Origin of the sequence: Maribacter sp. PR66 (assembly GCF_028464205.1) — a bacterium.
Lineage (GTDB): Bacteria > Bacteroidota > Bacteroidia > Flavobacteriales > Flavobacteriaceae > Maribacter > Maribacter flavus.
In genome coordinates this window covers 253,154-275,938 of the sequence record NZ_JAQPCH010000004.1, presented here as the reverse complement: position 1 = coordinate 275,938, position 22,785 = coordinate 253,154, and the positions used below count along the sequence as shown (strand labels likewise).

The following is a 22,785-nucleotide window of genomic DNA, read 5'->3' as shown; positions in this document are numbered from 1 at the left end:
GCATGAGAAAAGGTAAATTGAACTTTTTTGGGTGTATCCTTTGCCTTTTGGCGATTGTTTTCGTTGCCTACGGACAGGAATCCGAACCCATAGTTTTGCCGGAAAATTCAAAATATAAGGAGCCCGTATCCAAGGTGTGGTTCAATACCTACGGGAACATACGAATCGGCAAGCGTTTTTTCTGGGATGCCCAGACCCATTTCAGGTTCGAGGAAACGGAGAACACCCCATTTATTGGGCAGATCGCTCAAGTTTATAACCGTCACGCCATTGGCTACATCTACGATAAAAAAACCAACTTTAGTTTGGGTGGGGTAGTGCGCGTCAATTTTAATACCGATGAAGAATCCACGGACAGAAATGTGGTTCCCGAGTGGCGTATTTGGCATCAATACCAGTTCGCCATGCCCTTATATTCCGCCATGTTGTATCATCGGATTCGTATCGAGCATCGGTGGACACAGGGGTTTGCGGAAAATAGTGAATATATTTTCAGGAATCGGTGGCGTTATATGTTCCGGGCCAAAATCCCCCTGAACGATACCCGATTAAAACCGAAAACCTATTACATTTCCCCCGAAGCGGAACTTATCATGCAGAGTGGCAAGGCTGTGGTGGCCAGCCCTATGGAAGATCTGCGATTGACCACTACCTTGGGTTACATCGCTACCCCGCGGCTCACCTTTGCGGCAGGGCTTATGTACTCCCAAGGACAGGACCGCGTCTTTGCAGGGGATTACAAACAAGGGTGGACCCTACGCTTCCATATGTATTTTTCTCCAGATTTCAGACGTATAAAAAACAAGCTTCCGGAAATCCATATGACGGATTAGACCGTACGTATTGGTATATCAAACGAATCGATTATGAAGTCAAGAAAAGTGTTTTATTTTAGTGCTTTAGCTGTTGCCATTTTAGGGGTCATGTTATTGCTTTATAGATTCGTCCAGCAGCAGCATCAAATAAGCCAACTTAAGGAAGAAAAGGAAGTAATTCTGGACAATTTGAAGGATTTTGAGCGTTTGGCCCAAATGGATTCCCTATTGTTGCAGGGCGATTACGAATTGGCCATAAAATCATATAGTGATACCATCAACAGGAGCAAGGAAATCAAAATGGGCATTCCGCTTCGCATCGCGCTCGCGGAAAAATTGCTGAACCAAAATAGAAATCCCAATAATCCAAAGGACAGTAGCATCTTGAATGCCGACAGTCTACAAATCAAGTCCCTATCTGAAGAAGCTGCAGTACGGCAGTTCGACTCCCTGAGTTTTAATCTAGAAAAGACAAAGCTTCAATTGGAGCGAGTCAAAAAGCAACTAAAGCAAAAATCCTTTGGAGAATATCTCACTTTTAAGAGTAGAAAGGGAAACCAGCTACATTATATAGGTCAGGTGAAGGATGGAAAGGCACAGGGCTATGGAATAGCATTATTGGCAACCGGAAGCAGGTATGAGGGAAATTGGAAGAACAATCAACGCCATGGACAGGGAACTTTTTATTGGCCAGATGGAGAATATTACTCCGGGGAGTTCAAAGATGACCTTCGAAACGGTTTTGGCACCTATTTTTGGCCGAACGGAGAAAAATACGCAGGTCAGTGGAAGGAGGACAAACGAAGTGGTTCCGGTAAGTTCTTCGATTCAGAAGGTGATGTAGTGGCCAGCGGCGAATGGAACGAGGACAAGTTGGTGGAAATCAACGATAGATAAGTTGCAACCTATTTTTTAAAGATTTTCTTTATTCCTTTAACAAGCAGCAGTACTACAAAACCGACTGCAAGTCCTATGACGAACTCCAACAAAATGGATGGTATGCTGGGGAATATGTGATGAAGAAATGGTACATTGTGTACAAAGATTCCCCCGGATACCAAAAGTAAGGCTATGGTTCCAATAACGGCAAGTGACTTTATTACGATTGGAAGTGCATTTACAAAAAACCGACCCACTTTATCCGAAAAACTATTGTCCTGCTCGTTCAAATTGATAAGTCGCAATCCAAATTCGTCCATCCTTACGATCAGGGCAACGATGCCGTAAACACCTACAGTGGCCAAAAGCGCCACTACCGTAACCACCCCAATCTGTGTAGTGAGTGGTTCATTTATAACCGTACCCAGGGCAATGATCACGATTTCTACGGATAAAATAAAATCCGTTAGTATGGCGGACTTTATCTTTTCCTTTTCCATTTCAAGGATATCCTTTTTACTGGGGGCTTCCTCCTTTATGGTGGGGGCCTCGTGGTAATGGGGGAAAATGAACTCGTATATCTTTTCGGCACCTTCATAGGCCAAATAAAGCCCACCAAGTATCAGGATGATGGTTACGGCGATAGGAAGGAAGGCACTCAGTAAAAAGGCAATGGGAAGAATGATAATTTTGTTGAGCAAGGAACCCTTTGTAATGGCCCAAAGCACTGGGATTTCGCGCTTGGAAACAAAACCGGATGCTTTTTCCGCGTTTACGGCCAAATCGTCCCCCAAAATTCCGGCGGTCTTTTTGGTGGCCACCTTGCTCATGGTAGCTACGTCGTCCAAAAGTGTTGCCACATCATCCAATACTGCAAAAAAACCTGATGCCATATCCTATATTTTTTGGCAAAAGTAAATTATGATACTGACTTTTGGGGATGCAAATGGCCAAAAAATGAACTGACAAATTTTGCAGTCTTGTTTTTTGGTTTCCGTATGTCTTTGGGAAACCCGACTAATTCTTGTGTACCCTATAGGTTATACGTCTGTTCGTAATGATGGTATTTACCTGTATCTGGAGGCTGGCTATGGCACTGGTGGTCTGTGCGCAGATATAGGCAACATCGGTCAAGACAACTCGGTATTGCTCCCCATTTTGCGAAGGAGTCGGATTGGTGATGTTGAGGGTTGCAGAATTAGAACCGCTGAACATGGCATTGTCCGTTATATCCGTCCAAAGACCTCCTATAAACCGTTGCCATTGATAGGTGTCGGCATTCGTTGCCGAAACAGATAGACTACCGCTACATCCGGGACAAATTATGGCATCCGAGGGCTGTGTGGTTATAATGGGCGGTGCTCCGGCCTGTCTAAAATCGAACACGGCGTCCGCATCGGCATCGGCAGGCACCGTGTAACCGTCCGATCCTGAGGTGACTACACCGTTGGCATCCGTGGAAATGGGATTTGGACCCAGGAGTCCGTCCGAATTGGTATCCGTAAATCCGGCTTCCAAAACATCGTTACACCCATCGTTATCGGAATCCAAATCTACAATATCCAAAATGCCATCGCCATCGCTATCTGAATAGGTATAGTTGATACTTCCGCTGTTTGGGTCGGTCTGAACCAAATTGGGAACCCCGTCCGAACCAACGGCCCCATTCAACACACCGTTTGTATGTGTCTGTCCATGGCCTGCTTCCACTGCGTCATAGATGCCATCGTTATCGCTATCCAAGTCAAATCGGTTAAAAATTCCATCGCCATCCGTGTCGCACTCGCCGCTAAATCTGATCTGACCGTTCATATTGGTAGGTCCCGTCACGAACTGACCTATGGTAATCGTATTGGTTCCGGATGGATTCCATGGCACTGTTATGGGTGGAACATCCAATGTTAAGGGCAAAAGAGTGCCACCCGGCGATTGCGCTCCATACAGTTTCAGGTGTCCATCGGCATCTACGAACACTCTGAGCATGGGGTTTGCCAATGTTCCAGTCATAGACCAAAGTTGAGGAACGCCTCCCTGTCCATAGGTAAATCCCGTACTGAACCTTGCAAAGTTACCAGGTGCGCCGGGTTGGAATTGAAACTCCGTAGCAATATCTGTTCCGTTGATGGTTAGGTTGAATGAATTATCAATTGAGACAAAGTCAATGTACATATTACCCCGTCCTGTAGTTGCCGTATTCGTTATAGCGGTTCCACCTGAAGAATTAAAATTCTGTGTGGATGTAGAATTAAATGTACATTCATCCCAATCCAAAATTCCATCATTGTCATTATCGAAATCGGCGACATCCTCAATACCATCACCATCTGTATCCACGGGTACCACTGCAGAAATCAGAACATTGTCTAAGTAAGCATAATCATCTGACTGCCAATTTGTATTCGATTTTGCGAAACGTATTACTGTATTTGCCGATATGTAAGCGGTTATATCCTGTGTAAAAGAACCATTACCTGAAAGCGTTCCAATTTGGGTGTAAGGAGCGCCGCCCGTGCTGGAAATATATACACCAAGTTGTCGGTTTCCACCAAGGCTATTGGTATTATAATCAAAGCTAAGAGTAGCTGAAGTGGCATTGGAAAGGTTTGCGGTTCTTCGAATAACTTCTGTTGACAAACGATACAAATATAGTTGCTGATTTTGAATACTAATATATTGTGCGGATGGGCCATTATTGGTATCCCCGGATTCAATCCAATTGGTTGCCCAATTGGTATTTCCGTCATTCCTAGCGTAGGAAACCGTTGAGAAAGTATCGGAAAAGGTAACTTGGGCCATTAGTTGACCTAAAAACATAAGGAAACACCCAAAGAACAAATAGCGTCTTCGGTTGCCCAGTTTACGGTATTTCTTTTCAAAAATGATTTTCAGCATGCAACTAATTCTCACCCTAAAGTTCCTAAAGGGTAAAGGAATCGCAAAAGTATTGTTGGTAATTAGGAAATAAATAAGGTGACTGGGTGGATACCTGTGGTTTGGTCCCTAGTTCAAAGTTATTTTTTGGAAACCCCTGACTTATTCAAAAGAAGGTTGGTTCAAATGAAATAAGGTTGATTTGATGCGCAAGGTGCATATATCGAAAATCGTGATATTTATTTGTTCAAACCTATTAAATGTTATAATTTTTAACAACTAATTAAAACGAACAATTGAAAAATGAAAAAAAACAGATTTAATTTAGATTTGGGCTGGTCAAAGCTCATGATTGCAGGTACCCTTTGCGGTGCTTTTTTATTTACTTCATGTTCTGAAGATTCCCTTGACTCCCCTGAAGCTGAGCTAGGGGATGTACAGAAAACTGAACTTGAGTTAAAATCCGGTTCGTTCGATCCCATTATCATCGATGACTTGGGTGAAGGTTCTTTAAAAACGACTACGGCAGCGGGTGTAGATCGTGGGCGTTTTAATATAACCTTAAAGTATTTATTGCCACCTACGGATAGACAAGTGGAAGTTTTTGAAGCCGCAGCCGCCAGATGGGAACGAATTATTATTAAGGATGTTCCTTCGTTCACAGGTACATTACCCTCCGCATTTGATGGGTTGCCACCTGTTGTCGAGGATGGAACCGTGGATGACATCATTATTGAAGTAGCGTTGGCACCCATTGACGGTCCAGGGAATATCTTAGGGCAGGCAGGGCCAAGCTTCGTGAGAACTGACGATTTCCTCACACTTTCCGGAGTGATGTTTTTTGACGTGGCCGATTTGGATTTTCTCGAACAATTGGATTTGTTCGAAGAGGTCATCGTGCACGAAATGGGCCATGTTCTAGGAATAGGTACCTTATGGAACACAGCACCTTTTGGTTTTGATAGAACATTACGTGTTGGTACGCCCGATGCTCCCTATTTTGCAGGTAGAAAAGCAAATGTGTTCTGGAATGCGGAAGGTGGTACGGATGAGCTTCCCATCGAAGGCGACTTTGGTCCAGGTACGCGTTTTGGACATTGGGACGAAGGTGCACTCAACAACGAGTTGATGACAGGATTCTTAAATTTAGGAGAAAACCCGTTAAGCAGAATCACAGCAGGCTCTATGTCGGATTTAGGGTATGGGGCTGCCAGCGTTGGGGAATCCTATGATCTGCCCAAAGGTACGCCAGGAATTGCGGCTAAAGGTACCGGTGAAGGACTGCACATTGCTAAAATGGAAACCTTATTGCAACCTATTGGTTTTGTGAATATGAAAAAATAATTCGGAAAATTAAGGTCCGATCCAAAATGCCCGTTCCAAAAGTTTGGAATGGGCTTTTTTGTATGTAAATTTTTTGGGAGGTGTAACATATTTCTGAAGCTCTTAGGTCGGTCATTAATTATGTTTGTTAAGAAAATATGGTATTCGTTGAGATACTAGTATCTGTAGCAAATACCTATATTGATAGGGTTACATGGATTCTAGCTCACCATAATTCTCTTAAACTGGTATGTGAAAGAATAAATACCAAAAAAGTGTAAGTTACTTAATGCGCAGCATGTCCAAAAAGGGAAGTAACACAGTAATATTTAAAGAAAGCCAATCTTCTAGTAAAATGGGATTGGGAAATAACTTTGACAAGGACCGAGGACCGATTTTTTGCCATAGCTTATATCGCTGGAATAGCATATTAAGGAATAACAAATACAAAACTGTTGCTTTATAGGGAGGGCTAATAAATTATTCAAAAAAAAATAAAAAGTCTCGGCTTCGAACAACAGCTTTTTTTAAAGTTATTTCCAAATAAAATGTGGAATAAATAGTAAGTCTTGTAAGAAAATGCTTCTATATTCGTTACCTTCTTATTAAAAAGATTTGGGTCATGTTTTTTACATAGCCAAAATTATAAAACCAACCTTTTATGATTAGAAAACTATGCTATTCCATTTTATTCGTTGTTTTATTGCAATCATGTTCCACCGAAGAAGAGCAACAAAAAATTCCAGATACCGTAGCACCGGTAATAGAGGTTTCTATAGCAGGTATTTCCAATTTAAGCATGGGCCCAATAAAAGTGGGTAGTAGCGTAAATATAAGTATTGATGCTAAGGACGAAAGTGGAATAAAAAGAGTGGAAGCGTTTATTGATGATCAAAAAGTTGGTGAGGATTTAATCGCACCTTATGAATTGATTTTAGACTTGACTTCTTTCTCCTCAAAAAAACAGGTCATTAGTTCAAAAAATGCGGATTATAAATTGAGTATTCTAGTGACGGATATCGCTGATAATCAAACCCTTGAAGAATTTACAATAATAATAGACAATGATATGCCCTTAATAACGGAAGTTACCTTAGAAGAAGGTGAAATTTTACAGGGAATTGATAATGCAATTATGTTTTCCGCTACGGATAATGACGAAATTTCCTCAGTTTCTGTTCTTGTTAATGGACAATCGATACCGTATGCTCAAGAAAATAAGTACAATTTTAACCTAGACACATCAAACCTTCAAGATGGACCCAATGAATTGCAAATTCAGGTTTCTGACTTAGCAGGTAATACAGCCTCCTACACTGTTACTTTTCTTGTCGACAACTCAGGACCTGAGATAGTATTGGACGCGCTGGAACCGGATATGATAATCGATGAACAGATTACCCTAAATCCAGTTGTAACCGATTCCTTTTCAGAGGTAGATACACTTCAACTATACTTTAGGGATGAGTTGATTCATGAATTTGATCTAACTACAGAAATTAGTTTTGATTTCAATCCTGACCTTTTTGAATTAGGAGAAGGAGAAATTAAATTTATTGCCACGGATAGTTTAGGTAATAAAACCATTTCTATTTGGAGTATATTATTACAGCGGCTCATATTTACTTTAAATATTCCGGATGATTATTTAAGCTATAATATCCCTGCTTCTCATTATGTCATAGCTTCGAATTTGGACGGTAGTTTGATTGATATTGAACAACTCACCCATGATTCTAGACAAGTAAAATTACATGCAGTTGAGAACTTTGCTATAGATCAAGAATTCACCATAACTTTTGCATCTTTGGGATCAAATGGTGTTGCTTCTTATTTGTACAGTATAACCAATGTCAATCTAGAAAACCTAAATACACTTACCCTGGAGACCTCCACTCGTTACACCGGGGATGGCGGTACGTATTATCCCATTAATGGAAAACCTCAGGATTTACAGCTCTCCTTTTTTGGAAGAGATTATTATTTTTCCTCTAATGAAGCAGGCGATCCCCTTATTACCAATTTTACAAGTTCAAACATGATGGATACTCAGGATCCTGCATATATGTATGGATTTAATCCCATTACCAATTTTTACAGTTACTTATTGATTGAGAGGCCTATAGCTTCCGGTTTCGAGATTAATTATTCAGATTTCGTTCAGGACAATTTAGTTGATAAACAAATAATTATGACACCTGCAGAATATATGACCGAAACAAAGAATTTAAGTATTTATGGTTTTTTTAATCAAACAGGTGAAGTCAATGATATCTACCATCAAATTTGGAGTTACGGATATGGAGCCAATGCCAGTTTTGGATACAATTATATTTTAAACACCCTGTTTTATTCCCATGCCTATACTTTTAATTCAGGCAATTATCAAGCAAAAGGTTTAGGTATTCCCCGGGATAATATTAGCATTCCAGATTGGACCGTTAATTTTTCAATGACAAATAACGAAGTACAAATTTCGACCACTGGAATAGGGCATTCGATAGGTGAAGTTTATATGGAAGGTGGCTATGATATAGGGGCGCCCTATCAATGGAATTTGTTTTTTGATAGCTCTAAAATCACATCCATATCATTACCCAATATACCCGAACTGTTACAGAATTTTCCAATTTACGATGTCTACAAGAATAATCAGATTGAGATTGGTAGGGTATCCGTAGGTAGATATGAATCATTCAATGGTTATAACTCGTATCTAGAACAGATAATTAAAGGTAATAAGGCATTTAAAAAGGCAGCGCCAAGGTTCGAGAGTATTTTTACGGGTGAAACTACCCAAACATTTTCCAACAACGATTATTTTTGGAATTGGTGGTAGACGTGAATACTTGTCATAGCAGAAGACGACATTACTATCAGCACCTAAGTAAATTTTGGTTACTTTAGAAAACTTTTGGGTATGGCACCCAAATCAAGTTTATGAACGATAGTAAGTAATTCAAAATGATCAAATGACCATTTCATTAAATCGCATTTCCTTTAGTTTTCTATGTTTTTTGCTATTGATTTTTTCCTGTAAGCAGCAGGAAGAAAAGGCGAAATTCAAAATTGAACGCTCCAAGGAACTCGCCATTAAAAACAAGGTTCACAATCAATTGTTGGATATCGAAAAAGAACAGGGGTGGAGGTTACTATTTGATGGTAAGACCCTGGACGGGTGGCATTTGTTTAATAAACCCGATTCTACAAGCTTTTCGGCTTGGGAAGTGAAAGATGGTGCCATTTATTGCAACGCTACAGATGAAAGCAGAGTATTTGGGGATTTGGTAACAAATACCGAATTCGAGAACTTCGAACTTCAATTCGAGTGGCAAATGGGCCTTCGCGGTAACGGCGGTGTCTTCATCAATGTTCAGGAAACCCCAGTGTATCGTGCGACCTATGAGACCGGTCCAGAATATCAACTATTGGACCCTGAACACTCTGATACAAACACTCCCATGAAAAGACCCGGTTGCCTTTGGGGCCTTTATCCACAAATGAACGAGGCAAAGGCCAATCCCACAGGACAATGGAACACAGCCAAAATCGTGCAACAAGATGGTCAAATACAATTCTACCTCAACGGAATTCTTACGGCAGAAGCGGATTTAACATCTCCAGAATGGTCAAAAACGGTCGCGGAGTCAAATTTTAGGGACCGACCCGCATTTGGAAGGGCCACCCAAGGAAAAATCGCCCTCCAGAACTGGTATTTTGAATCGTGGTTCCGTGATATTAAGATTCGGGAGTTGCGTTAAAAATTTAGGATAGCATTTTTAAAGTATTCAAAGAATAAACTTAAAGGCTATTGTTCCCTATTCACGACCACTTCAAAAAAAGGGAACATAAGGGTTTTGCGCTTTCTAGTATATCAATTTTTAGAAAAGTCACGAAATTCGAATGGACTATCCGTATATTTAAGGGTATAAGAGGGCCGTGCCTTTCCGGTCAAACGTTGAAGTCACTAAAAATATATGAAAATGAAATTTGCACCCTTATTTATTGCCTTATTTACGATAGGAAACCTATTGAATGCTCAAGATCGACTGACCGGTGAAACCTTTACGACCCGCTCCGAAATTCTGGCCCAAAACGGAATGGCCGCCACCAGTCAGCCCTTGGCCACCCAAGCTGCCTTGGACATCCTAAAAAAAGGAGGTAGTGCCATGGATGCGGCTATAGCTGCCAACGCGGTATTGGGATTGGTAGAACCGGCGAGTTGTGGTATTGGCGGAGATATCTTCGCCATCGTATGGTCTGCCAAGGAACAAAAACTGTACGGTTTCAATGGAAGTGGCAGGGCACCCAAATCCCTTTCCATTGACTACTTTATCGATAAGGGTATGAAATATGTACCATTTTATGGTCCTTTGCCTGTGTCGGTACCAGGTTGCGTGGATGGTTGGTTCACATTGCACGAAAAATTCGGGAAAATACCCATGAAGGATATCCTGAAACCCGCCATTGACTATGGAAACAATGGTTTTCCGGTATCGGAAGTCATCGCCTATGAAATGGTATCCAATTATGAATCGGTTCAAGGCCAACCCGGTTTTGCCGACACCTATATGCCAAATGGCCGTCCACCCATGAAGGGTGAAGTTTTTGTCAATACCAATTTAGCCAATACCTATCAGCTTATTGCCAATGAAGGTCGGGATGTCTTTTACAAGGGTTCCATTGCCAAAACGATTGACAGTTATATGAAAAAGCACGGCGGATTCTTACGTTATGAAGATCTGGCCAACCACACTTCCAATTGGGTGGAACCTGTGTCCGTGAACTATCGGGGTTACGATGTTTGGGAATTGCCGCCCAACGGACAAGGTACAGCAGCCCTGCAGATGTTGAACATTCTTGAAGGATTTGATATAGGTGAAATGGGTTTTGGTAGTACCGAATACCTGCATGTGCTCACGGAAGCAAAAAAACTGGCCTATGAAGATAGGGCGAAGTTCTATGCCGACCCGGAATTCAACAAAATTCCTTTGGAAACATTGCTATCGGATGAATACGCTGCGCAACGAAGAAAGCTTATAAACATGGACAAAGCGGCCGACACCTATCCCGCTGGGGATATGGAAATCGAAACGGGGAATACAACATACTTGACCGTAGCCGATAAGGACGGCAACATGGTCTCTTTGATACAAAGTATTTATTCCGAATTCGCTTCCGGGATGGTGCCGGACGAATTGGGATTTGTCCTCCAGAACAGGGGGCAAATGTTCAATGTACAGGATAAAGACCATGCCAATGCCCTGGAACCGGGGAAACGCCCCTTTCATACCATAATCCCTGCTTTCATTACCAAGGATGGTAAACCGTGGGTAAGTTTCGGACTCATGGGCGGGGCCGTTCAGCCCCAGGGCCATGCACAGATTGTAGTGAACGTTGTTGACTTTGGTATGAATTTGCAGGAAGCTGGGGATGCACCCAGAATGCGACACACAGGAAGTTCACAGCCTACAGGATCCGAAATGACCAACGGAGGGACCTTGAATCTTGAGTCCGGTTTTGCACCTGAAACCAGACGGGAATTACGAAAGAAAGGCCATCGCATCGGTTTTGGGGTAGGCATGTATGGAGGCTATCAGGCCATTGGTGTCGATTTGGAAAATAAAGTATACTCGGGTGCGTCGGAATCCCGCAAGGATGGTCAAGCGGCTGGATATTAAATCGGAATGATGGAAGCAAGAAGTATGGCAACCAGAATCTTTCTATGCATCGGTTTACTTATGGTTTGCTCGTGTAAGGGGCAGGCACAGGATGCCACTGGGGAGTATGTTTATAAGAAGGGCGACCCAAATGGAATCGGGAAATGGTATATGGGTCGGGAAATCGCCCACGTCATGGGATTTCAAGGCATGAACTGGTTGGAACGCCCGGAGCGTGAGGAAGAGGAGAACACCTCCAAATTGCTCAAGAACATGGATATTCAGCCCACGGATGTCATTGCCGATATCGGGGCGGGTTCCGGCTACCATGTGTTTAAAATGGCTCCTAAGGCAAAACTAGGAACCGTGTATGCCGTGGACATCCAAAAGGAAATGCTTGCGGCTATCGGCTCAAAAAAAGAGTCCCAAAATGTACCGAATGTTCAAATTGTACTGGGAAGTGAAAGGAGTGTCAACCTTCCGGAAAATGCGGTCGATAAGGTGCTGATGGTGGATGTCTATCACGAATTTGCCTATCCGAAAGAAATGATTGCATCCATAAAAAAAGCGCTGAAACCGGATGGAGCTGTATTTCTGATCGAATATAGGGGAGAGGATAGGAGCGTTCCCATAAAGGAGCTCCATAAAATGACCGAGGCCCAAGCCACAAAGGAGTGGGAAGCTGGAGGGTTTACATTAAAGCGAAATGATGGCAACCTTCCTTGGCAACATTGTATGGTGTTTGTGAAAGAGTAGTAATTAGAACCGTTGGCTAAAAATGACCCGCATTTTGTTACCCATAGGGCTTAGAAAGTTCTGTAAGTGGTTTATAGGTAATATTACTTTTGGATTTGTTTTGGTTGGTTGTGCTTCCAAACAAAATATCCAGCAAAGAATAACCCTAGCCGCACCAGAGGAGAAAGTTATGCTAGAACGGCCAAACAGCCATCGAACAAGGTCGAATACCTGGAGTTATGTATTTGATGACCATGATTACATTAACCTGCCTTTAAATGTGACTCCCTTGAACGCAATTAGTACATTGGACTCGCTAGCACAAAAGGATAAGGCAGTATCTGTTGATGTAACTCCTAAAAGTCTGGTAGCGCAAAGAATCGTTGAGAACTATTTAAAAAGCGAGAATAAGGAACCCACGGGCCACTGTCTCACCGTGAGCAAAACCCGTTTTGAAAAAGCTTACAAAGAAATCCATGGCCACTCCGTTTATCAGGACTTACCGGAATATATGGGCACAAAGAGGTATACACCAAAACAGGTCTATAATTTACTCTATGTGTCCGCTTCCGATACGAAAAGGGGTTGGCGAAGCCTTCCGGAAGCCTACAGAGGCAAGGGAAACGCAGGGGCTGTGGCGTATGCCGGTATGGGAACCTTAGTCGATACAAAGGGGGTTTGGGCAGGGGAGTTGCAACCCGGGGCGTTGATGCAGGTATGGCGATTTAAGGATGACTATGAAAAAGTGGTAAAGGGAGCTGATGTGAAGAAACTGGACCCCTACGGACATTCCTTCATTTTCATCGCTTACGTGCGAAATGAAAAAAATGAAATTGAAGGCCTTAAGATTGCCGATCAAGGATTTCAAAGTTACCGACCTTTGGTACCTAGGGATTACGAAGTTTGGTGGGGGGTTAACCTCAGTATTTAGGGAATAGGGGAAGTTAAGGTGCAGGATTTAACTTTTTATACATACTTAATTCGTAATGAATACGTTACTTTACTATAAGGAACACGAGCACTTGGAAAAATCATGTTTTATCTTTCGTTATTATTTTCCCTGATTTTTACACTTCCCTCTACGGTGAATGCCGGTAAAAATAGGGATGTATCCCATGCATCGGAAATGAAAGGGCCTCTTGAAGAATTAAAGGAGGATAACGAAAAGAAAACAGCACTTTTTGAGATGGATCCCGATAGTATCGCCATTTCCTATAAAAATACCAAAACGGCCGCCGAATCCCTACGAGTAAAATTACAGAAAGACCTTTGGACAGGCACTATTACCCTTGACCACGTTAAAAAGGCCTTCACCAATCAGTTGGTTAATGAAATCCTTCCGCACTGGTATGGCACACCTTGGAGTTTCGGGGGTCATACAGAAGTTCCCAATCAAGGAAAAATAGCATGTGGATATTTTATATCTACCACCTTACGTGATATGGGTGTAAAGCTAAATCGATATACCTTGGCCCAAAAATCGCCCTTAGATGAAGCAAAAATGATCAGTTGTGGGTCTGAAATTAAAAGTTTTGTACAAGAAACCCCGGAGAATGCCTTGGCGGAAATCGATCGTTTGACTCACGAAGGACTCTATTTTATAGGTTTTGATGAAGGCCACGTGGGCTATCTTTTAAAAAGGGACGGAGAATTACTTTTAATTCATTCCAACTATTTTTCACCTGTTTCCGTCTGTATGGAAAAACTAAATGAATCACGGGTGCTTACAAAATTCAAAAAATTTCATCTTGTGGCCATTTCCCATAATGAACCGCTTTTGCAACGTTGGTTGGAAAATGGTACAGTTTTGTAATCATAATATCAAAGATTCAAAATACAATCATTGCGTACTTATCCCTACTGGTATTCAAAACGGAAAAAGCCATTGTATTTTCTCAATAGCTGGTTAGAAAAAGTTTAAACCCAATAGAATTAAATCGTAAACGTCAGTCCAAAGCTAACGTTGGAGGCACGGTCATTCTCCCTGATTGGCGAAAAACTACTGTAGAAGTAGTTATAGAGTGCAGAGAGGCTAATAATTTTACTAATAGGTAATTCCGCTTTCAGCTGACATAAAATTCGGTGGTTGTTGATGGCATCGTACAGGGGCTGAAAATATACCGTTCCGGTTATATCCAACTTGGTATTTTTAAACGATTGGTTAACGGACAAATAACTACTGTTTCTGTGATTGAAGAATCGTTGGTCGGTTTCCGCCACTTCTTCAATTTCATACATATACGCATTCCCAAAATAAGCGGTGGTTCTTTCGGTGGATAAAAACTTTAACCGAATACCGGCACCGACCAAATTCCGACTCGTAATGGTCAATAAGGTATTGTTCTGGTTTTGAATAAAAGCTTCGATTCGGAATACATCCGAAAGTTTCTGATTGTACCGCACATGGAAAAACCAGGAGTTCTGAAAATCCTGGGCTTTACTTCGTATGAGCTTATAGTTACCGATGAAAAAGTAAATTTTCTTTAAATCCTTGGATTTTACCTGCGTGGTAAGGTTGGACGCCACTTGGAATATATAATCTCCATTGTTATCCGTGTAATCGAAAAGCAAATCGCTTTTTAAGGCGAATCGGGTCGAATCTGTTTGGATGCGCTTTGACTCGATATTGACCAATTGACCCATAACCGAATTCGATATAAAGCATAAAATAAGAAAGGAGACTAGGGTTTTCAAGGGTTTCATTATATAGGGTTGGCTCGTTTTTGTCAAAGGTACCCAAAACCAATCGATATAACTTTCCGCCCACCTCAGCTAGGTTTTTAAGTGTAGTGCCCAAATCTATGAAGGAGTAGCTTGCCTAGAATCAAAGGTCAACAGGCATCCCTTGAAATGTAATGTTTTTAAAATGTACATATTAAAACGGCCAAGAGCTACTTCCTTGGTACAATCAAAGGGAGGCTATTGTATCCCAACTTTTTGTTTCTTGCCGATCTTCAATGCCCGGTCTGGTGTTTGGTAGCGTTATAAAAAAGGTAGTTCCCTTTCCTTTTCCACTGGATTCTGCCCTAATGTCCCCACCATGCGACACAACAATTTGTTTTGTCATATAAAGGCCCAGACCACTTCCCTTAACATTTGGGTGAAATCGCTCAAACGGAGAAAACAATTTTCCTAAGGATTCTTTATCCATTCCCGATCCGTTATCTATGACCTGAAATTCTACTTCCTTTTCAGTTTTTTTAGCTTTAACAACAATCAATGGCTTGTTTTGGTTTCCCATATATTTTATGGCATTGTCCAAGAGGTTGCTAAAAACCTGAATCATTCTGTTTTTATCCGCGTAAATAGTGGGCAAGTTTTCGTGAATTTCCAATGCAATGTGATTGACCTCCAATTTACCCCAAACTAAATTACGTGCCAGTTGGATGATTTCGTTTGAATTCAAAAAATCATTTTCGTTCTTTATTTTTCCAATTCTTGCCATTTTCCCCAAATCACCAATTAGGTCGCCCATGGTATCACAGGAGGTATGTATCATTTCAAGATATTTTTCCATATCGGGGTTTTCGGCCAAATTTATATCCATTGGAATAAGGTTCGCAATTCCCTTTATTCCACTCAGTGGGCTCTTTAAATCATGGGTTACCGAATACGTAAATCGTTGTATTTCCTCATTTTGAAGGGATAGCTCATCCGCGGCCTTTAGTAGCTTTTTTTGTTGGATTTGAAGCTCCTTGGTACGTTCGGAAATCATTCTTTCCAGCTTTAATTGATTTGCTTTAAGGCTCCGGATGCGGATGTAGTGGATTAGATATATCAGTCCTAATATAAAACAGGTCAAGATCAAGCCAAACCACCATGTTTTCCAAAAGGGAGGAGTAATGCGTATGTGAAGCAGCCTTTCATTGGCGTTCCAGATCCCATCTGAATTTGTGGATTTAACGTGTAGTACGTAATCCCCGGAATGTAAGTTGGTGTAGGTGGCCGATGTTTTGTTTCCAACATAGTTCCATTTGTTTTCAAACCCTTCCAAATAATAGGCATAACGCACTTTTTCTGCCGCTTTTAACGTCAGTGCTTTAAATTCAATATTGAAAACCGAGTGTTTGTGACTGAGGGTTATGGAATCCACTTGGTTGATGTCTTCCTGCAAAACCCCAAAACGATCATTTGGGCGAACGGATGTATTGAAGATCTTAAGGTCGGACAGCAATACTACTGGGGCGTCCGTTTGTTTTGCCGCCTGTTTGGGATTGAAAATATTGAACCCATTTGGGCCGCCAAAAACGATATCAAAATTGAAAGTCCTGTAAAAGGCAGAGGAGTTGTACTCATCACCTTGTAGGCCATCATACATGTCATAATCCAAAAACTCGCCGGTCTCTTCCTCATATCTGGTAATGCCCTTATCCGTGCTGATCCATAAAAAGCCATTTGCATCCTGTACCAATCCCCGTATCGCATCGCTTAGCAATCCATCGGCTTTGGTAATGGATGTAAAAGTGTTGTTTTCAGGGTCAAATTTATTGAGTCCCGCCTGCGTGCCCACCCAGATATTGCCATCATCATCTTGGGTTAGCACGTTCACAAAATTATCGCTCAGGTAGTTGGTATCGCTCAAATTGTGATATTGATCATGGGACCAAGCACCGTTTTCCTCAATTAGCCTAAAGACGCCCATGGTTTCCGTACCTACCCATATAGTGCCTTCGTCGTCCTCCAATAAACGTGCTACCGAGGAAATTTTTTCACTATAGATTTCGGATTCCAGTTCTATATCTTCGAACAATTCCGTATCTGGATGGTACACTTGCAGTCCTCCTCTAAAATTGGCAATCCATATCCTGCCCTTGCTATCCTTTAAAAGATCAATGATATTATTGGAGGAAAGAGAGGAGTTCGTCGTATCCCACACTTCGTACGCTTTTGTAGCCGTATCAAAAATGGTAAAACCCGTACCCCAGGTACCGATCCATAATTTATCCTTATCAAAAGTCAGTGTGAGCACCACGTTGGTGTTCAAGTTGCCCACATCCAAGGAAAATTGTTCAAAACGGTTGGCCTCCCTATCCCAATAATTGAGACCGCCACCGTCCGTTCCAATCCATAACCCGCCATTTTCGTCCTCTGCGAAGGACGTAACGATATTATTGCTCAGTGAATTCCGGTCAAAAGGGTTTGCCGCTATTTTTTGAAATTTGTAGTAATTCCTGTCGTAAAAGCTGATTCCTTTCTTGTAGGTGCCCAGGTACATGACACCATTTCGTGTTTTATGTAGCGACCAAATGGAATTATTGGGTATGGAACTTGGATTTTTATAATCCAGTTTCGTATTGGATATTGTACCGTTGGCTAGCTGGTAGAGGGACAGTCCGCCATTCTCCGTACCCAACCAGACATTACCACAATCATCTTGTTCCATGGCCAATAGGGCGTGGCCTTGACTGACCATAATCGGGTTCTCGGCGGTAAATGAGCCCTCTTTTAAGTTATAAATTAGGAGTTCCCCATTCCGCATACCAAGAAAAAATTGGGAGGCACCTATTTGTAGGGCACTGCTTGTGTTCTGTAGGTTATCGATTTCCTGCTTTATGGTCAACGCTTCATCGATAATGTAGCTTTTGCCCTCCGTTACGATGAAATAGTCCTGGTTGGCCAACGGAAATATTTCAATAATTCGGTTGTTGTTCGGTTTGTCCTGTTCCGACTTCGGAAACTCCAAATGCCTAGTCTTTCCTGTTTTGGTATGATAACGATACAGACCATGCTCAGAGGTTCCCAACCATAGGGATTCCTGAATGTTTTTGATGACCATGATATGCTCGCTCTGTATTTTCCCGCCTTCCGTTTGGAATGGATAGGGCCGAATGACCGCTAGCTTCTCATCATACAAGTTAAGCCCTCTGCTGGTGCCGATCAACAACGTTCCCTTCAGATCCTCATATATATATTCAATATGGCCATGAGTCAAGCCCATAGTACTATCACCTGATTCTTCAAAAACTTTAAAATCGCTACCGTCGTACCTATTGATGCCCTTGGTGGTCCCGACCCAGAGAAAACCGTGTTTATCCTCAAATATCTCGGTGACCGTATTTTGGGATATAGGTGCTTTGATCGGTATAAAATTCAAGGAATCCAAATTGGATTGGGAGAATGAAAAGTAAGTCCCTAGTACTAGGAGTACGTTGGCCGTCACCATGGAGAGGGCAGTTCTTTTCATTACTGAAATCTAAATTGTAGTATTTTACTTTCAAAGAAAAGGTTTAATTTCTTAGTATAAAAATTATGTTGCCAACCCTGGGTTATATGTTGTGAAATGATTGCTATTGACAAAATATAATTTGGGTATTCGTCATAAAATGAAGGTTTTAGCTTGTAACATGAAGCGTAAATACCACACTGTACCTTGATGTTGTTTTGTCTCTTTTAGAAGTGAAAAACCCCTGCGGTTTACCTCGACTTTGGTTTACTTTGAGCATTGGGTGAAAAGAATATATGTTTTTTTGAACGCACCTTGCGCAGCAAAACGAAAGGCTCGGTACGGGTCACTGGGGGAGACATATCACATTTTTATTCCTGATTCCCCTTCGACTTACCTCGACTCCGCTCAGTACAAGCCGCTCAGGGGACAGGCAATTAAACTTTTACGATCATTTTTCCTTTTTTCTTGCCATCCATCATGTCCAAAAAGGCCTGTGGGGTATTTTCAAATCCTTCCACAATCGTTTCACGATAGGTCAATTTTTCCTCACCCAACCATGTGGACAACTGCTCCATGGCTTCGGGGAATTTATCGGAGTAATTGGAAACGATAAAGCCCTGCATCAAGGCACTGTTCTTGATCAAAAACGGCTGTACGCTCACCCCGGTCGGTGTTTCGGTATTGTTATAGACCGATATCGCCCCGCAATTGATGGTTCTGGCGAACTTGTTGATGCTGAAGAGCACTGCATCGGAAATCTCCCCGCCCACATTGTCAAAATAGATATCCACACCGTTGGGTGCGGCCTCCTTGATGGCGGCTTTCATATCGTCCGTAGTTTTATAATTGATGCCTCGGTCAAAACCGAATTCGGATTTCAACAGTTCCACCTTTTCATCGGAACCGGCAATGCCAATGACCGTAAGGCCCAAGATTTTCCCGATTTGCCCCACAACACTACCCACGGCACCTGCGGCACCGGATACGATCAAGGTTTCCCCTTTTTTCGGTTTTCCGATTTCATGCAGCCCCAAATAGGCCGTTAATCCCGTCATGCCCACAATACCCAAATAGGCACTCAAGGGTGCTTTATCCGGGTCCACTTTTTGAAGGTTTTCGCCATCGGAAACCTGTACCGTTTTCCAATCCAATCGGTCCCGCACAAAGTCGCCTTTTTTAAAGTTTTCATTTTTAGATTCGATAACCTCTGCAATGATGCCGGAATTAATAGGTTCTCCCACTTCAAAGGGCGGGACATAGGATTTGGCATCGCTCATCCGTCCCCGTAAATATGGGTCCACGGAAAGGTATTTGGTTTCCAAAAGCACTTCGCCGTCCTTTATCGTAAGGTCGTTCTCGGATTCCGTAAGTTCAAAGTTTTCCAGGGTAGGGGTCCCTACCGGACGCTTTTTTAGGTTTATTGTTTGTATCATCATATCGTTTTTGTGTTACGTAACTTCGTATGTATTTTAAAAATTTTAAATAAAAAGTATCCCTTCGAGTGTATCGAGGAGGACCCATCCTCTTCGCTCAGGGCAGGCTCCTTTGGGCCTTTCTCTTCATTTTTTTCTTGATAAAAAAACGAAGCAAAAAAATCAAGTTGAAAATAGGCAATTGCTAAACACCATTCACTATCGGGTTTACATGCGTTGTGCTAACGCACCGCACTTCCAACCCTTCGTTCATTATTGCTGATTTTCAACTGACAATTCCGACTCTAATTTATAAGCATGGAACCACCATTGAAATCTAACCATTCCGTTCAAAAAAATGTCATTCACATTTCAACGAAATTTTTTTCCAATAGCTCGAACTGACCCTTTGATCAAGATGACAGGTTCAAAATGCACAACGGGTTTTTAGCAATTTTAAGGTATCTCCAAGGTAGAGGTTATGTTCTTCCTTTACAAGTAATCGGTTCATCCGGTCTTTATTAGGCAAATAAGGGGCAACCGTCCGATTACCCCTTGCTTTCGTCTATATCTTTTACAGACCTATGATACTGCTTTCCTTATGCGTCCCCGATCATGATGGACTTCGCATTTACGAATTCCTTCATCCCGAATCCTCCATGTTCGCGTCCGTAACCCGAATTCTTGACACCTCCGAAAGGCATATTGGGTTCGGCCAAGCCAAAGGAGTTGATAAATACCATTCCGGTATCAAAATATTTGCTGGCCATTTCCACCGCCTTGTCCACATTTTTGGAGAAGATTCCGCCTCCGAGTCCGAATCGGCTATCGTTGGCAATGCGCATCGCATCTTCATTGTCCTTGGCCTTGATCAACGAAGCTACCGGGCCGAACAACTCATCGTCATACGCCGGTTGCCCTTCGCTTACCTGAACCAAAACGGTCGCTGGATAATAAAATCCGTCGCCCTCGGGCAGTTTCCCACCACAGAGGATTTCGGCGCCGTGCTGTACACTTTTCTGTACCTGTTCGTGCAATTTTTCCCGAAGATCCTTTCGCGCCATGGGACCTAAATCCGTTTCCGAATCGGTTGGGTCGCCTAATTTCAGGGCCTTCATCCCTTTTACGAACTTCTCGCGGAACTCGTCATACACCGCTTCGGTCGCAATAAAGCGTTTCGCGGCAATACAGGTTTCCCCGTTGTTATAGATACGTCCTTGGATACATTTTTCCACGGCCAAATCAATATCGGCATCGTCCAAAATAAGGTAGGCATCGTTACTACCCAGCTCCAACACCATTTTCTTCAGTTCGCCACCGGCTTTTTCCCCAATTTTCTTTCCGGCTCCCGGACTTCCCGTCAGGGTAACGCCCCGCACCAATTCATGCTCTATGATGGTGTCCGATTGATCGTGGGTAATCACCAACACATTGAACAGTCCCTCCGGCAATCCCGCCGTATCGAATATCGATTTCAGGAGTTTGGCCGTTCCGGTCACATTTTCGGCATGTTTCAGCAACACACTGTTCCCCGCCATTAAATTGGCAATGGTATAGCGAATGACCTGATAGGCCGGATAGTTCCAGGGTTGAATCCCATAAATAACGCCCAAAGGCGCGTAGGTGATGATGCCTCTGCCACCATCGGAAATTTCGCGTTCCTCGCTTTTGAGTGCGTCCGGAGCATTTTTGGCGGAAAAGCTGCAAATGGCACTACATAGGTCTATTTCCTGTTCGCTTTGCTTCAGGAGTTTCCCCATTTCGGAGGTCATCATGTCGGCCAGTTCCTTTTTATAATTCTGTAGTTCCTCCCCAATGGCGGAAATGATTTTGCCACGTTCCTCAACGGATTTGAATTTCCATTTTTTAAAGGCCTCGTGCGATTTTTGAATGGTGTCGGCCACCTGTTCATCCGTCATTAAGGTATGCGTGGTGAGGGGTTTCCCGTTCGCCGGATTGATCGTTTTAAATGTTTTATCTGTTGTTGTCGTTGCCATTACTTTCTGTTTTTTTAGTGAATTACTTTTGTTCGCTGGGTACCAGGTACACATCGTTGATGTTTACACGCTCCGGTTGGGAAAGGGCGTAGTAAATGGCATCTGCAATATCCTCGGCTTCCAAGGTGTCCATTTGTTGCATCTCCTTCATTTTCTCCATGATATCTTCATCGGTAATGGTATCCGTAAGATTGGTCGCTACCGCACCCGGTTCTATGGAAGTCACGTTGATGCCGTATTTTGGGGCCAGTTCTTGGCGCAAGCCTTCGGAAAACATCTTTACTGCGGCCTTGGTGGCGCAATACACCGCGCCGCCCGGAAAGTATCGGTGTGCGGCCATGGACGAAATATTAATGATATGACCGTCTTTATTGGCTTTTAGTTCCGGTAGTACTGCGGCCACGCCGTTCAGTACACCCTTAATGTTCACGTCCACCATTTTTTCCCATTCATCGGTCTTCAGTTTTTCTACAAAGGAGAGGGGCATAAGACCTGCATTGTTGATCAGGGCGTTTACGGTTCCGTATTCCGACTTAGCCTGGGAAACCGCATTTTCAAAATGGTCCATTTTGGTGACATCCCCTGCCACGACCAAGGCTGTACCGCCTTTGGCTTCTATGTTGGATTTTAAATCGTTGAGTTCATCTTCACTCCGTGCCATAAGGACCACTTTGGCACCGTGTTCCGTCAACTTATGGGCGGCCGCTTTTCCAATCCCGCTTGAGGCTCCCGTAACTAATATTACTTTGTTTTCTAAATTCATCGTGTTCTTTTTTTATTTCCATTCAATGTAAGCCTGATTGATGGATTTCCTTGACCATAAAGGATGAAGGATTGACGGGTTCGCTATGGAGCGCGCTTTATGGTTTTTAGGGTTAAGGCAGTGTCCTATTAAGGCGAATGGGCACCACAAAGAGACGAAACAAT

At 42.6% G+C, this 22,785-nt stretch carries 16 protein-coding genes; 9 read left to right on the top strand and 7 right to left on the bottom strand.

The features are described 5' to 3' along the window. Nucleotides 1–2: 2 nt before the first annotated feature. Both PP181_RS10130 and PP181_RS10125 read left to right on the top strand, forming a co-directional pair. Complete coding sequence (locus tag PP181_RS10130; protein WP_272636996.1) at nucleotides 3–833, top strand: DUF2490 domain-containing protein; 831 nt, start codon at nucleotides 3–5, stop codon at nucleotides 831–833. 33 nt (nucleotides 834–866) lie between these two features. After that, a complete protein-coding gene (locus PP181_RS10125; protein WP_154919184.1) occupies nucleotides 867–1,712 on the top strand; it encodes an MORN repeat-containing protein in 846 nt (281 codons plus the stop codon). Between the two features lie 8 nt (nucleotides 1,713–1,720). Here the strand turns inward: PP181_RS10125 and PP181_RS10120 are convergent, their stop codons facing one another. Both PP181_RS10120 and PP181_RS10115 read right to left on the bottom strand, forming a co-directional pair. Further along, nucleotides 1,721–2,587 carry a DUF808 domain-containing protein gene (locus tag PP181_RS10120; RefSeq protein WP_272636995.1) on the bottom strand — a complete coding sequence of 289 codons (867 nt, stop codon included), beginning with the start codon at nucleotides 2,585–2,587 and terminating at the stop codon, nucleotides 1,721–1,723. 124 nt (nucleotides 2,588–2,711) lie between these two features. Next, nucleotides 2,712–4,586 carry a hypothetical protein gene (locus PP181_RS10115; RefSeq protein WP_272636994.1) on the bottom strand — a complete coding sequence of 625 codons (1,875 nt, stop codon included), beginning with the start codon at nucleotides 4,584–4,586 and terminating at the stop codon, nucleotides 2,712–2,714. A 282-nt stretch (nucleotides 4,587–4,868) separates the two neighbouring features. Here PP181_RS10115 and PP181_RS10110 point away from each other — a divergent pair, with 282 nt between their 5' ends. The 7 genes from PP181_RS10110 (at nucleotide 4,869) to PP181_RS10080 (ending at nucleotide 14,096) form a co-directional block, all read left to right on the top strand. Further along, entirely contained in the window at nucleotides 4,869–5,909 is a 1,041-nt protein-coding gene (locus PP181_RS10110; protein WP_154919191.1) for a leishmanolysin-related zinc metalloendopeptidase, read from the top strand. Nucleotides 5,910–6,549: 640 nt separating this feature from the next. Next, on the top strand, nucleotides 6,550–8,727 hold the full coding sequence (locus PP181_RS10105; protein WP_272636993.1) for an Ig-like domain-containing protein: 2,178 nt from the start codon (nucleotides 6,550–6,552) through the stop codon (nucleotides 8,725–8,727). Between the two features lie 133 nt (nucleotides 8,728–8,860). After that, nucleotides 8,861–9,649 (top strand): 3-keto-disaccharide hydrolase, encoded by a 789-nt coding sequence (locus tag PP181_RS10100; RefSeq protein ID WP_138259643.1) that lies wholly within the window; start codon nucleotides 8,861–8,863, stop codon nucleotides 9,647–9,649. A gap of 222 nt (nucleotides 9,650–9,871) precedes the next feature. After that, nucleotides 9,872–11,569, top strand: coding sequence for a gamma-glutamyltransferase (gene ggt, locus PP181_RS10095; protein WP_272636992.1), 1,698 nt, complete (start codon nucleotides 9,872–9,874; stop codon nucleotides 11,567–11,569). 24 nt (nucleotides 11,570–11,593) lie between these two features. After that, nucleotides 11,594–12,304 (top strand): class I SAM-dependent methyltransferase, encoded by a 711-nt coding sequence (locus PP181_RS10090; protein WP_330072473.1) that lies wholly within the window; start codon nucleotides 11,594–11,596, stop codon nucleotides 12,302–12,304. A 22-nt stretch (nucleotides 12,305–12,326) separates the two neighbouring features. Beyond that, the gene (locus PP181_RS10085) at nucleotides 12,327–13,214 is read left to right on the top strand and encodes a hypothetical protein (protein WP_272636991.1); all 888 of its coding nucleotides are present in this window, start codon (nucleotides 12,327–12,329) and stop codon (nucleotides 13,212–13,214) included. Between the two features lie 102 nt (nucleotides 13,215–13,316). Further along, on the top strand, nucleotides 13,317–14,096 hold the full coding sequence (locus tag PP181_RS10080) for a hypothetical protein (protein ID WP_154919202.1): 780 nt from the start codon (nucleotides 13,317–13,319) through the stop codon (nucleotides 14,094–14,096). A gap of 119 nt (nucleotides 14,097–14,215) precedes the next feature. On the opposite strand, the gene PP181_RS10075 is transcribed toward PP181_RS10080, so the two are convergent. The 5 genes from PP181_RS10075 to PP181_RS10055 all read right to left on the bottom strand — a co-directional run bounded on the left by PP181_RS10075 (nucleotide 14,216) and on the right by PP181_RS10055 (nucleotide 22,621). After that, entirely contained in the window at nucleotides 14,216–14,986 is a 771-nt protein-coding gene (locus tag PP181_RS10075) for a DUF481 domain-containing protein (protein ID WP_272636990.1), read from the bottom strand. Between the two features lie 205 nt (nucleotides 14,987–15,191). Continuing rightward, complete coding sequence (locus PP181_RS10070; protein WP_272636989.1) at nucleotides 15,192–18,467, bottom strand: sensor histidine kinase; 3,276 nt, start codon at nucleotides 18,465–18,467, stop codon at nucleotides 15,192–15,194. A 416-nt stretch (nucleotides 18,468–18,883) separates the two neighbouring features. Beyond that, complete coding sequence (locus tag PP181_RS10065) at nucleotides 18,884–19,882, bottom strand: NADP-dependent oxidoreductase (RefSeq protein WP_272637014.1); 999 nt, start codon at nucleotides 19,880–19,882, stop codon at nucleotides 18,884–18,886. Nucleotides 19,883–20,460: 578 nt separating this feature from the next. Beyond that, entirely contained in the window at nucleotides 20,461–21,858 is a 1,398-nt protein-coding gene (locus PP181_RS10060) for an NAD-dependent succinate-semialdehyde dehydrogenase (protein WP_272636988.1), read from the bottom strand. Between the two features lie 22 nt (nucleotides 21,859–21,880). Further along, complete coding sequence (locus PP181_RS10055) at nucleotides 21,881–22,621, bottom strand: SDR family oxidoreductase (protein ID WP_272636987.1); 741 nt, start codon at nucleotides 22,619–22,621, stop codon at nucleotides 21,881–21,883. Nucleotides 22,622–22,785: the final 164 nt, after the last annotated feature.

What these genes read in the sequence shown, in the direction of transcription:
- PP181_RS10115 (WP_272636994.1), bottom strand. Translation starts at nt 4,586, where the DNA reads ATGCTGAAAATCATTTTTGAAAAGAAATACCGTAAACTGGGCAACCGA.
- PP181_RS10110 (WP_154919191.1), top strand. Translation starts at nt 4,869, where the DNA reads ATGAAAAAAAACAGATTTAATTTAGATTTGGGCTGGTCAAAGCTCATG.
- PP181_RS10100 (WP_138259643.1), top strand. Translation starts at nt 8,861, where the DNA reads ATGACCATTTCATTAAATCGCATTTCCTTTAGTTTTCTATGTTTTTTG.
- PP181_RS10130 (WP_272636996.1), top strand. Translation starts at nt 3, where the DNA reads ATGAGAAAAGGTAAATTGAACTTTTTTGGGTGTATCCTTTGCCTTTTG.
- ggt (WP_272636992.1), top strand. Translation starts at nt 9,872, where the DNA reads ATGAAATTTGCACCCTTATTTATTGCCTTATTTACGATAGGAAACCTA.
- PP181_RS10060 (WP_272636988.1), bottom strand. Translation starts at nt 21,858, where the DNA reads ATGGCAACGACAACAACAGATAAAACATTTAAAACGATCAATCCGGCG.
- PP181_RS10070 (WP_272636989.1), bottom strand. Translation starts at nt 18,467, where the DNA reads ATGAAAAGAACTGCCCTCTCCATGGTGACGGCCAACGTACTCCTAGTA.
- PP181_RS10090 (WP_330072473.1), top strand. Translation starts at nt 11,594, where the DNA reads ATGGCAACCAGAATCTTTCTATGCATCGGTTTACTTATGGTTTGCTCG.
- PP181_RS10065 (WP_272637014.1), bottom strand. Translation starts at nt 19,882, where the DNA reads ATGATACAAACAATAAACCTAAAAAAGCGTCCGGTAGGGACCCCTACC.
- PP181_RS10125 (WP_154919184.1), top strand. Translation starts at nt 867, where the DNA reads ATGAAGTCAAGAAAAGTGTTTTATTTTAGTGCTTTAGCTGTTGCCATT.
- PP181_RS10105 (WP_272636993.1), top strand. Translation starts at nt 6,550, where the DNA reads ATGATTAGAAAACTATGCTATTCCATTTTATTCGTTGTTTTATTGCAA.
- PP181_RS10085 (WP_272636991.1), top strand. Translation starts at nt 12,327, where the DNA reads ATGACCCGCATTTTGTTACCCATAGGGCTTAGAAAGTTCTGTAAGTGG.
- PP181_RS10055 (WP_272636987.1), bottom strand. Translation starts at nt 22,621, where the DNA reads ATGAATTTAGAAAACAAAGTAATATTAGTTACGGGAGCCTCAAGCGGG.
- PP181_RS10120 (WP_272636995.1), bottom strand. Translation starts at nt 2,587, where the DNA reads ATGGCATCAGGTTTTTTTGCAGTATTGGATGATGTGGCAACACTTTTG.
- PP181_RS10075 (WP_272636990.1), bottom strand. Translation starts at nt 14,986, where the DNA reads ATGAAACCCTTGAAAACCCTAGTCTCCTTTCTTATTTTATGCTTTATA.
- PP181_RS10080 (WP_154919202.1), top strand. Translation starts at nt 13,317, where the DNA reads ATGTTTTATCTTTCGTTATTATTTTCCCTGATTTTTACACTTCCCTCT.